The organism is Micromonospora tarensis, from assembly GCF_016803395.1.
Classification (GTDB): Bacteria; Actinomycetota; Actinomycetes; order Mycobacteriales; family Micromonosporaceae; genus Micromonospora; species Micromonospora tarensis.
Genome location: NZ_JAEVHL010000230.1, coordinates 1 through 10,553, shown reverse-complemented (window position 1 = coordinate 10,553; position 10,553 = coordinate 1). Strand labels below are relative to the sequence as shown.

General features: G+C 70.5%; 8 protein-coding genes and 1 pseudogene. 4 read left to right on the top strand and 5 right to left on the bottom strand.

The features are described from left to right. On the bottom strand, positions 1-1,830 hold a 1,830-nt coding region (locus tag JM949_RS29035), incomplete at its 3' end, for a TOMM precursor leader peptide-binding protein (protein WP_203151356.1). Between the two features lie 458 nt (positions 1,831-2,288). Here JM949_RS29035 and JM949_RS29030 point away from each other — a divergent pair. Genes JM949_RS29030 through JM949_RS29020 form a run of 3 tightly spaced genes read left to right on the top strand, consistent with a single transcriptional unit; the run spans position 2,289 to position 4,254 of the window. Further along, positions 2,289-3,176 (top strand): ABC transporter ATP-binding protein, encoded by an 888-nt coding sequence (locus JM949_RS29030; protein WP_309232372.1) that lies wholly within the window; start codon positions 2,289-2,291, stop codon positions 3,174-3,176. Continuing rightward, complete coding sequence (locus JM949_RS29025; RefSeq protein WP_203151354.1) at positions 3,173-4,015, top strand: ABC transporter permease; 843 nt, start codon at positions 3,173-3,175, stop codon at positions 4,013-4,015. Before JM949_RS29030 ends, JM949_RS29025 begins: the two co-directional genes overlap by 4 nt. 17 nt (positions 4,016-4,032) lie before the next feature. Beyond that, positions 4,033-4,254 carry a hypothetical protein gene (locus JM949_RS29020; RefSeq protein ID WP_203151353.1) on the top strand — a complete coding sequence of 74 codons (222 nt, stop codon included), beginning with the start codon at positions 4,033-4,035 and terminating at the stop codon, positions 4,252-4,254. 22 nt (positions 4,255-4,276) lie between these two features. Here JM949_RS29020 and JM949_RS29015 read toward each other — a convergent pair. The 4 genes and pseudogenes from JM949_RS29015 to JM949_RS29000 form a co-directional block, all read right to left on the bottom strand. After that, positions 4,277-5,259 (bottom strand): annotated as a pseudogene (locus tag JM949_RS29015) (LacI family DNA-binding transcriptional regulator). Positions 5,260-5,348: 89 nt separating this feature from the next. Next, on the bottom strand, positions 5,349-6,185 hold the full coding sequence (locus tag JM949_RS29010) for a carbohydrate ABC transporter permease (RefSeq protein ID WP_203151352.1): 837 nt from the start codon (positions 6,183-6,185) through the stop codon (positions 5,349-5,351). After that, the gene (locus tag JM949_RS29005; RefSeq protein ID WP_238434079.1) at positions 6,182-7,153 is read right to left on the bottom strand and encodes a carbohydrate ABC transporter permease; all 972 of its coding nucleotides are present in this window, start codon (positions 7,151-7,153) and stop codon (positions 6,182-6,184) included. Before JM949_RS29005 ends, JM949_RS29010 begins: the two co-directional genes overlap by 4 nt. 79 nt (positions 7,154-7,232) lie before the next feature. Continuing rightward, on the bottom strand, positions 7,233-8,528 hold the full coding sequence (locus JM949_RS29000; RefSeq protein WP_203151350.1) for an extracellular solute-binding protein: 1,296 nt from the start codon (positions 8,526-8,528) through the stop codon (positions 7,233-7,235). A gap of 252 nt (positions 8,529-8,780) precedes the next feature. Between JM949_RS29000 and JM949_RS28995 the strand changes: the two genes are divergently transcribed. Continuing rightward, positions 8,781-10,406, top strand: a complete 1,626-nt coding sequence (locus JM949_RS28995) for a glycoside hydrolase family 43 protein (RefSeq protein WP_203151349.1) — start codon at positions 8,781-8,783, stop codon at positions 10,404-10,406. Positions 10,407-10,553 lie beyond the last annotated feature (147 nt).

The following is a 10,553-nucleotide window of genomic DNA, read 5'->3' as shown; positions in this document are numbered from 1 at the left end:
GTCGAACCCGCCGGCGAGCCGCCAGTCGCGACCGTCGGGCCCGTCGACGACGGCGAGCACGGCGTGCGCCGGCGCCGCGCCGGTGAGCGCGAAGACCGCCAGCTGGCGGCCGAAGCGGTGGGCCGCCTTCACCACGAAGGCGGTGTCGTCGTCGGCCACCAACGCCTCCTCGGTGACCACGCTGAGCCCACCGACGCCACGCATCGCCCCGGTCAACGCCTGGTAGGCCAGCGCGTCGGCGAGCCCCTGGTCGATGACACCGTCGAGGCGTGTCGGCCGCCGCCGCGCCGGCGACCGTCCGCTCGGCGAGGCCCGCGCCGTTCGCGGTCGAGGTGGGCAACGCCAGCGCGGCGGGCACCCACACCGTCTCGGTGCCGCCCAGCGTGGTCGCCGGCAGCCAACGGAGCGGCGGTGCGGGTCGTCGTCCACCGCGCCGCTGGCGGTGTGCAGCTCGGTCCAGGGCACCGGGTGCTCTCCGCGCCGACGCAGTTCCTGGGCGGTGGCGAGCACGCCGTCGTGCGGGTCGGCGTAGCGGGCGGCGTGGTCGCGCACCGCGATCCGGTACGCGCCCAGCCGGGCAGTCTGCACGGTGTGCACGTCGAACGCGGTCACCTCCCGGGGACCACCTGGCCCGGGCAGCCGCAGCCGGGCCGTCTTCAGCGGCGCCTGCTCCAGCGGGTCGTCCACGAACCGGGTGAACACCCCCGCGTTCGGCGACACCAACGACTGGGCCCGCTGGTAGGTCTCGTCGTCGGAGCCACCGGGCTGCTCCGGTCCGGCGACGTCCACGCCCCGGCAGACCGGGCAGGCCGGATGCGGTAGCACCGGTTCCCGGGCGGACTCCAGGGTGGACCGCCGCAGCAGCAGCACCGCGTCCGCCGAGTCCGCCGCCATCGCGCCGGTGAGCACCCGGAACAGCTCGAACGCGGCGGCGTTGCCGAGCATGCGCGCGGTCACCTCCGGCAACGGCGCGGGCACGTCGGGGCCGACGCCGACGGCCAGGTGCCGCCAGAAGTCGGCGGCGGTGTCGGCCGGGGCAGCGGCGGCGAGCCGCAGTTGCGCGCAGAGCCAGCACGGCGTCCGCCCCGGCGCGACGGTCGGGCCGACCACCGCCCGCTCGTCGTCGACGAGCACGGGGACCAGCAGCGGGCCGTCCCGGTGGCAGTCGCGGGCCAGCTCGGCCAACCGGGACAGGCCGGTCCGGTCGGTGCAGTAGACCACCGCGTCGGCTCCGCTCGGATCGACCGGCCCGTCGTGCACCTGGACCTCGGCCGCCAACCCGTCCGCGCGCAGCGTCGCCACCTCGGCCCGCAGCGCCTCGGCGTAGCGCGCGGGGTCGTCGTCCGGGTACAGCTCGAGGTGCAGGCACCCGTTGCGCAGCAGGCCAGTCGCCGCGGCGAGCAGCGCCGCTCCCTCACCGGCCAACGCCACTCGTGCGGTGTGGAACCGCAGGAACCGGCCGGTCGGGTCGTCGGTGAAGTGGTCGACGAACTCGATCTGCGCGGCGAACCGTCGGGCCACCGGCTCCGGCACCTCGCTGCGGTCGCCGGCGTCCTTCGCGAAGCCCCGGGCCAGCAGCGCGCGGACCAGCGTGAGCACGGTCTGCCGCTGCGCCTGGTCCAGGGTGGCGGTGAGCTGCGCGAGGGTGTGCTCCCCGGTGAGGTACGGACTCAACGTGGTCAGCCAGCGGAACGCGGACCTTCCCTTGATCAGGAAGGCGGTGTCCGGACCGCGTAGGTAGGCGCCGGCCGGCGCATCCAGGAAGACCACATCGTGGCGCAGCTTAGGTCGGACTTCCAGGGTCTCCGCAGCGTCTTGCGGCAGGCTCATCCGGGCTCCTATGCCAGCGTCATCATCGACTCGAAAGTTTCTACATGCTGCCCATGGTCAATACGATCGTCAACATATTGTTTCCCGTCATGAAGTGGCGGGAGTGAATAGAAGAATTTTTTTGCGGCGCACCGCTGTGGACCTACCGGACCCGATCATCCTCCGCTAGTCTGTGGACGCTGTCGGGCCAAAGTGCAGGTCAGAAGCGTCCAATCGAGACAGAGGCGAGGTGGTCCCGGCGGTGCCAACCCTCCCGCTGAACGACCTCGCCAACCGTCCCACCTGCCTTAACGATCAGTTAATTGACAGCGCGCAATTAACCCTGCGCTGCGGTCGGCAATGAGTAAGGACCGGTCAGATGAAGGCGACGCGAAATCCCGGCGGTAGATTCCGCCACACCATCGGACGATTGCGCCAGTCCGTTGGGGAATGACCGATTCGCCATTGACGTTCACCAGGTGACCAAGCGCTATCCCGGCGGTGTCACAGCTGTCGACGGGCTCACCCTGCGGGTCCCGCAGGGGTCGGTCTTCGGCTTCCTCGGCCCCAACGGCGCCGGCAAGACCACGACCATGCGGATGCTGGTCGGGCTCGTCCGACCGACGTCCGGCCGGATCCGGGTGCTGGGGCAACCCCCGGGCACCCCCAACAAGCTGCGCCGGGTGGGTGCGCTCATCGAATCACCAGCCTTCTACCCCCACCTGTCCGGTCTGGACAATCTGCGGCTGGCCGCCCGCTACGCGGGAGCACCGGACAGCGCGCCCAGCCGGGTGCTCGCCGAGGTGGGCCTGGCCGAACGGGCGCGCTCCGCGTTCCGGACGTACTCACTGGGCATGAAGCAGCGACTCGGCGTCGCCGCCGCGCTGCTGAAGGAGCCGAGCCTGCTGATCCTCGACGAACCCACGAACGGCCTCGACCCGGCCGGGGTGTCGGAGATCCGGGAACTGCTCCGCTCGCTCGGCCGACGCGGCCGTACCGTGCTGCTCTCCAGCCACGTCCTCGCCGAGGTCGAGCAGGTCTGCGACCGGATCGCGGTGCTCAACCGGGGTCGACTCGTCGCCGACGGCACCGCCGACGAGCTGCGCGCGGCGCTCGGCGGTGGGCAGCTGCTCATCGCCGCCGACCCAACCGACAAGGCCCTGGCGTGCCTGCGGGATCACCGCGGCGTCCGGGCCGTCGAGGCCGTCGACGGCACGCTGCGGGTCAGCACCGATCCGGCGCTCGCCGCGGATCTCAACCGCACGCTGGTCGAGGCCGGCATCGACGTACGTGAACTGCGCACGGTACGCCACTCGCTGGAGGAGGCGTTCCTGGAGCTGACCAGCACGACAGGGAGCAGCGGATGATCGCGTCGGTACGCGCCGCCTGGTTCGCGGACCGGAAACGGCCGGCCGTGTGGGCCGTCACCGTCACCTGGGTCGCGATGGCGCTCGCCTTCGGTGTCGGCGTCCCCTACCTGGTGCACCTGGCGCTCGCCGGCGACCCGAAGCAGGCCGAGGACGCGGCGTCGCTGCTGGACGCCGTCCTGCCCGGTCAGCTCGTGCCCACCGGGATCGCGCTGTTCCCGCTCTTCGGCGGGGCGATCGTGGTGATCCTCGGTGCTGTCGTCGTCGGCAACGAGTACCGGTGGGGAACGCTCAACCTGATCTTCACCCAGCGCCCCCGGCGAGCGCAGGTGCTCGCCGGCCACGCCGTGGCGCTCTGCGCCCTGACCCTGCTGCTGGTCGTCCTCACCTTCGCCGCGTTGGCCGTCGTGACGACACTGCTCGCGCTCGTGGAAGGGCGCGGCCTGGACTGGCCGCCCGCCGGTGACCTGGCCGGGGCCGTCGCGGCGGCCTGGCTGATCTGCGCCGCGCACGCCAGCCTCGGCTACCTGCTCGCCATCGCGTTCCGCAGCACCGCCACCGCCATCGCGGTCGGCCTCGTCTGGACGCTCGTGCTGGAGAACGCGATAAGTGGCCTCGCCCTCGTCCTCAGCCCGCTCGAGGTCGTCCAGAAATTGCTCCTCGCCCCCAGCTCCGGTGCCCTCGCCGGGGCGCTGGGAGCCCGCTCCCAGTTCGAGGGCGGCACGCCCGGGGTGATCGATTCGGCCGGTGCCGGGCCGCCCGTCGCCGTGCTGCTCGCCTACGTGGTGCTGATGTTCGGGCTGGGCACCTGGCTCGCCGCCCGCCGGGACGTCGGCTGACCGGAAAGGATGCCGGGATGGACTTCCTCCTCGCCTTTGTCATCACCGGGCTAGTCGCGTCCAGCGGCTGGATCGTCTGGGGTCTGTCCCGTGGTTGGGCCCGGGCCCGCAACCGGCGGCACGAACTGCGCATCGCCCAGGCCCGGTCGGCGGCCGAGCTACGCCAGGCCGAGATCCGGGAGATCGAGCTGGCCAACGAGACCTACCGGGACTTCGTCCGCCGGCATCCGGAGAAGTGACGCCGGGCGCCACCGGCGAGGATCACGACCGGGGTGGTCCGGCGCTGTCGCGGACGATCAGCTCGGTGGCGAGTTCGACCCGAGGGCTCTCGGTCTTCTCGCCCCCGGCGAGGCGCAGCACGGTCCGTGCGGCCAACATGCCCATCTCGGCCAGGGGTTGCCGGACGGTGGTCAGCGGCGGGGAGCACCACCGGACCTCCGGCAGGTCGTCGAAACCGACCACGCTGACGTCGTCGGGCACCCGCAGGCCGCGCTTGCGGACCGCCTCGTAGACGCCGAGCGCCATCTGGTCGCTGGAGGCGAAGATGGCAGTGGGTGGGTCGGGCAGGGCCAGCAACTGGGTACCGGCGCTGAAACCGGCCTCGTGGTAGAAGTTGCCGGGTCGGATGAGGGCGTCGTCGATGGGGATGCCGGCGGCACCGAGCGCGGCCCGGTAGCCGTCCATCCGGGCCCGGCTGCACATCAGGTGCGGCGGGCCGGCGATGAAGCCGATCCGGCGGTGGCCGAGGCTGATCAGGTACTGGTTGGCGCTGAGGCTGCGGCCCAGTTGGTGGCGCCGATGGTGGGTGACTCCTGTGGGTCCACTCCGGCGGGGTCGATGATGACGACCGGCAGGTGGAGCCGACGCAGCTCGGCCTGCAACGGCGGGTTCACCATGGAGGTCACGAAGATGACGCCCTCGGTGGAGCGGGTACGCATGTTGTCGAGCCACTGCTTGGCCGAGGAGATGCGCCAGTGGATGGCCGACACGACGGTGCCGACGCCGCTGGTCTGGCCGACGTCCTCCACCCCACGGATGATCTCCACGGCCCACGGGCTGTCCAGGTCGTTGAAGACCAGGTCGATGAGGGCCGCGTCGGTCCGGCGGGCCGGTGACCGGCGGCGGTAGCCGTGCCGGCTGAGCAGGGCCTCGACGCGCTCCCGGGTGTCGGGAGCGACGTCCGAGCGGCCGTTGATGACCCGGGAGACCGTGGGCACGGAGACACCCGCCAACCGCGCGATCATGGCGATGGTGACGTTTCGGCCGTTCTCCGCGCCCACGGTCCCCCCTTCGTCGTGCTGGAAACGTCAGAACTGCTCGCGGTGCTGCGGTGTCAGCCCTTGACGCTGCCGGTCAGACCGCCGATGAGCTGGCGTTCGGCCACGGCGTAGAAGCCGAGCGCCGGCAGCATGGACAGCACGACATAGGCGAGCACCCGGGCCGTGTCGTCGGCGTACATGCCCTGGAACGCCTGGACCCCGACGGGGAGCGTCCACCAGCTCTGGTCGCTGAACACGACCAGCGGGAGCATGAAGTTGTTCCAGCTGGTCACGATGGCCAGCACCGAGACGGTGGCCAGGGCGGGCCGGGCCATCGGCAGCAGGACCTTCCAGAAGAAGCCGAAGGAGCCGCAGCCGTCGAGAACGGCGGCCTCCTCGACCTCGGCCGGGATGGTCCGGAAGAACTGGCGCAGGATGATGATGGTGATCGGCAGCCCGAAGGCGGCCTGGGGCAGGATGACACCCAGCGGGTTGTCCAGCAGGCCCATCCCGCGCAGCAGCACGAACAGCGGCAGGATGGCCACCGCGAACGGGAACATCAGGCCGATCGCGAAGAGGGTCACCAGGAACTCGCGGCCCCGGAAGGCGTAGCGGGCGAAGACGAACGCGGCCATCGCCGCCGCGCCCACGACGATGACGGTGCTGGTCACGGCGATCAGCAGACTGTTGCCGAGCTGCCGCCAGAACACCCCGTTCTTCAGGATCTCGAGGTAGTTGTTCACCCAGGGGTCCGGCCAGCCCAGCGGGTTTGTGGACAACTGGCCGTTGTCCTTGAAGCCGCCGAGCACACCGAACCACACCGGCACGACGATGAGCGCGCCGACGGCGATGCAGACGATGTGCAGCACGACGCTGCGGGTCCGCTGGGCGCGACTCGCCGTGGCCGTCATCGCTGGCCTCCCTGGTTGGTGATCGCGCCCGCGGTGTCCCGACGCAGCACGACGCGTTGGTAGAACAGGGCGAAGACGAGGCTCAGCAGGAACATCACGATGCTGATCGCGCTCGCGTAGCCGACCTCGAAGCGGCGGAAGCCGAACTGGTACATCGTGACGGCCAGGGTCTCCGAGGTGTGGATCGGCCCACCGCCGGTGAGCACCCAGACCATGTCGAACAGCTGGATGGTGCCGATGACCGACAGGAACACGCTGATCCGGATCGTCGGACCGAGCAGGGGCAGGGTGACGTGCCGGAACGCCTGCCAGGCGGTGGCGCCGTCGGTGACCGCGGCCTCGGACAGCTCCTTCGGGATGCCCTGCCGGGCCGCCAGGAAGAGCATCATGTAGAGGCCGAAGTACTTCCAGGACACCACCAGGAAGACCGCGAACAGCACGGTGTCCGGGTCGGCGAAGACCGCGCCCGCGTCGGCGCCCAGCCACCGGGAGACGCCCTCGCCCAGCCCCCGGTTGGGTGAGAACACCAGGGTGAACAGGACGGCCGTGGTGACCTCGGAGAGCACGTACGGAGCGAAGAAGATCAGTCGGTAGATGGCCCGGCCCCGAAGTGGCTGGTTGAGGAGCATGGCGAGGGCCAGCGCGACGGGCAGCTGCACGACCAGGGAGAGCACCACCAGGATGAACCCACGCCACAGGTCACCCCGGAACGTCGGGTCACTGAAGGCACGGGTGTAGTTGTCCAACCCGATGAAGTTCTCGGGCAGCCCGAAGCCGTTCCATTTGAAGAGGCTGGCGTAGCCGGCCACCACGATGGGGGCGAGGACCAGCAGCACGAACAGCGCCAGGGCAGGCGCCAGGAACACGGCAAGGACGCCGGCCCGGCCCGGCCGGGGCTGGCGGCCACGCTGTCGCGCGGTGCCCGGCCCCGGTGCCGGTGGATCGGTCGCCGGGTCGCCGCGCCTCATCTCCGACACGGTCGATGGCCTGGTCATTCCTGCTCCACTCGGGTTCTACGGCCGGTTACGGATGGCTGGATGGTCACGATCAGACGGTCTTTGCCACCTGGGTGATGTCCTTGACGATCGCCGCCGGCTGCTTCTTGCCGGCGATCAGTTCCGCGACGCTGTCGTTGATCTGCTGGCCGAGCGCGGGCGCGTACGCCTGGTCGAGGTAGAGCTGGAAGCCGGTGTTCTTGGCCAGGGCCTCCGCGACGGCCTTGTTGTTGGCGTCGCTGATGGCCGAGGTCGCCTCCGTCACCGTCGGCAGCACCGCGCCGGTCTGCGCGGACCGCTTCTGATTCTCGACGTTGAGCAGGAACTTCAGGAAGTCGATGGTGGCGGCCGGCGCGTCCTTGCCGACGGCGAAGCCGTTGCCACCGCCGAAGACCTCGGTCGCGGCGCCCTTGCCGCCGTCCACCGAGGGGAACGGGAAGAAGCCGAGCTTGTCGCCGAGGCCCTTCTTGCTGGTGGAGCTGGACGCCTGCACCGCCGGCGCCCACTGCCCCATCAGCTCCATCCCGGCGTTGCCGTTGCCCATGGTGGCGGCCTGACCGTCGGGGGAGCCGAACTCCGCGCCGAGGAAGCCCTTCTGGAAGGGCTGCAGGTCGACGAGCTCCTTGAGCCGCTCACCCGCGGCGACCAGGTCGGGGGTGTCGAAGTTCTTGCTGTCGACTGCCTTCTGCAGCGCGTCCACCCCGCCGATCCGCATGGCGAGGTACGACCAGTAGAAGTGCGCCGGCCACTTGTCCTTGCCGGCCAGGGCGACCGGGGTGATGCCGGCGGCCTTGAGCTTGCGGACCGCGTCGAGCACGCCGTTCCAGGTGGTGGGGGTCTGGGTGATGCCGGCGCGGGTGAAGAGCTCCTTGTTGTACCAGAAGCCGACCATGCCGATGTCGAACGGAATGCCGTAGATCTTGCCGTCGATCGTGTACGGCTCCATGGCGGCCGGCAGGATGCCCTTGACCAGGTCCTGCACGTCGTCGGTCAGGTCCTTGACCAGGCCCGCGTCCACCTGCTGCTTGAGCACGCCACCGCCCCAGGACTGGAACAGGTCCGGCGGGTCGCCGGCCTGGGTGGCGGTGGTGAGCTTCGCCTTGAACGCCTCGTTCTCCAGCGGCTGAATGGTGAACGTGACGTTGCTGTGTGCGCTCTTGTATTCGTTGGCCATCGCCGCCCAGACGGGCAGCATCGGCTCGGTGTTCTGGATGTGCCACCAGTTGATGGTCTGCGGAGCGTTCGGGTCGCTGGACTTGTCGTCGCCGCTACAGGCGCTCAGCAGGTATGCGCCGGCGCCGGCACCGGCGAGGCCGAGCAGCGTTCGGCGGGAAAGGTGCGTGGTCATGATCCATCCCTTCGGGGACTCACGGGGTGCTCGGACGCCGGTCGAGCCGGCGGGGTGGAAACCTATGGATCTCCGGAACTTTCAAAGCTTCGCCGGTATTACCGGTCGATGGCCGGCACGCTACGAGCTGTTTCCGCAACGGTCAAGACCTCTGTCCTATTGCGAAAAGACCGGCTAGCGTAGGCAGGACTTCCAGCGATCCGGGACCGCAAGTTTCCGGAAGTTCCAGACAGCCCGTGCAGAGGAGCCCTCGTGTCGACCGACCTCGCTAACGTGGCGACCGCTACCCGGTCGATCCGCAATCCCGTCCTCGCCGGCTTCCACCCGGATCCGTCGATCCTGCGGGTCGGCGATGACTACTACCTGGCCACCTCGACCTTCGAGTGGTACCCGGGCGTGCTCGTGCACCATTCGCGTGATCTCGTGAACTGGCGCAGCCTGGGTGGGATCATCACCGACCGGCGTCTGCTCGACCTGCGCGGGTGCGGTGACTCCAACGGGGTGTGGGCGCCCGACCTGACGTACCACGACGGTCAGTTCCATCTCGTCTACAGCGACGTCGCCAGCTTCGCCAGCGGTTACTGGGACCCGCAGAACTTCCTGGTCACCGCCGAGGACATCGCCGGCCCCTGGTCGGACCCGGTGAAGCTGCACGGTCGCGGTTTCGACGCCGCGCTGTTCCACGACGACGACGGCAGCACCTGGCTGCTGAGCATGAGCGCGGACTGGCGGCCCGGCCGGGACCGCTTCGGCGGCATCGAGATTCAGCAGTACGACCGCGGCAGCCGCCGGCTCGTCGGCAGCCCCCGCATCCTGTTCACCGGCACCTCGGTCGGGGTCACCGAGGGTCCGCACCTGTACCGCCACGACGGCTGGTACTGGCTGATCACCGCCGAGGGCGGCACCAGCTGGGAGCACCAGGTCACCGTGGCCCGGTCCCGGGAGCTGTTCGGCCCGTACGAGGTGGACCCGGACGGGCCGCTGCTCACCTCGGTCAACCGGCCGGAGCTGCGCCTGCAGAAGGCGGGGCACGGCAGCCTGGTCCGCACCCAGAACGGCGAGTGGTACCTGGCCCACCTGGTCGGGCGCCCCTACACCCCACTGGGCAGTTGTGTGCTGGGCCGGGAGACCGCGATCCAGCGGGTCGAGTGGCCGGAGGGTGGCTGGCCCCGGATCGCCGGAGGAGTGCCCGCGGACGAGGTCGTCGCGCCCGACCTGCCGGCGCACCCGTGGCCGGCGGAGCCCGAGACCGATCACTTCGACGCCCCCGAGCTGAGCCCCTGCTGGTCGACGCTGCGCCGGCCGGCCACCGCTGACTGGATCGACCTGACCACTCGTCCGTCGCACCTGCGGGTCCAGGGCGGGCAGTCGCCGGTCGGTCGGCAGGCGCCGAGCCTGGTCGGGCGACGTGTCGGCGCGATGCACTGCTCCCTCGAAACGGTTGTGGAGTTCGACCCGGTCGACCACCGCCAGCTCGCCGGGATCACCGCCTACTACAACACCCTCAACTGGCATCACCTCTACCTGACCCGGGCCGACGACGGGCGGGCGGTGCTGGAGCTGCTCAGCTCCGACAACGGGCGGCGCACCGCGTACCCCGAGTTGACCGTCGACGTCGGCGGTGCCACCCGGGTCGGGCTGCGGGCCGTGTTCGACGGGCCGGTGGTGCGCTTCGACTACGACCTCGGCGCCGGTTGGCAGCGGGTTCCGGTCGACCTGGACGCGACCATCCTGTCCGATGAGCACGCCGCGCTGATCATCGACGGGGAGCCGGCGGCCTGGGGCTTCACCGGGGCGTTCCTCGGCCTGTGGGTGCAGGATCTCGGCGGTGACGGCGCGTACGCCGACTTCGACCTGGCCACCTACCGGGAGCAGTGACCAGACGCGGACGGCACCCCCGGGTGGGGTGCCGTCCGCGCTCCCGTTGAGCCGCCGCACGGTGCCCCGTACCGACGCGGCTTGCCCTGGTCGGCGGCGGCCCGGCGGGCGGCGTGGCGTCCGGCGCGGCGTAAGGCGGCGTAAGGC

Bases quoted from the DNA above. Each gene is read 5' to 3' on its own strand.
- JM949_RS29020 (WP_203151353.1), top strand. From the start codon at position 4,033: ATGGACTTCCTCCTCGCCTTTGTCATCACCGGGCTAGTCGCGTCCAGC.
- JM949_RS29000 (WP_203151350.1), bottom strand. From the start codon at position 8,528: ATGACCACGCACCTTTCCCGCCGAACGCTGCTCGGCCTCGCCGGTGCC.
- JM949_RS29025 (WP_203151354.1), top strand. From the start codon at position 3,173: ATGATCGCGTCGGTACGCGCCGCCTGGTTCGCGGACCGGAAACGGCCG.
- JM949_RS29010 (WP_203151352.1), bottom strand. From the start codon at position 6,185: ATGACGGCCACGGCGAGTCGCGCCCAGCGGACCCGCAGCGTCGTGCTG.
- JM949_RS29005 (WP_238434079.1), bottom strand. From the start codon at position 7,153: ATGAGGCGCGGCGACCCGGCGACCGATCCACCGGCACCGGGGCCGGGC.